The following is a 368-nucleotide window of genomic DNA, read 5'->3' on the forward strand; positions in this document are numbered from 1 at the left end:
CCGTCATAGGCCTCAGTGGCATCAACGTCGAAGGTATCGACGCGGACGAACTGGTCGTTGGCCGCCGAGTTGTGGCACAGGTAGCACATGTCGACATTGTCGACGCGGTTGCCGCCATGCTGGTACATGGAGCCAACGTGGCAATCCAGGCACAGGCTGCTGTCGACGACAGCGCGACGCGCCGGCGCCGGATCATCCGTGCCGAGCTCCCAGTCGTAGGTCGGGGTGAAGGCACGAACTGCCATCAGCTCGCCACCGCCGAGCACGCTCGGTAGCCGCGGCTTGCCCTGGATGGCCACGCGGCCAAACTCGGCATCGACGGTCTCGACCGGCACCACCGTGGTCGCCACGTTGCCGGAGCAAGTCGT

1 protein-coding gene is annotated in these 368 nt (G+C 65.8%); it reads right to left on the reverse strand.

Annotation, left to right across the window (positions count from 1 at the left end; all coding sequences use genetic code 11):
• The coding region (locus G6N75_RS00355; RefSeq protein ID WP_206202824.1) for a hypothetical protein at nucleotides 1–368 on the reverse strand (368 nt) is incomplete at both ends.

This window comes from Thioalkalivibrio sp. XN8 (assembly GCF_011058255.1).
GTDB lineage: Bacteria > Pseudomonadota > Gammaproteobacteria > Steroidobacterales > XN24 > XN24.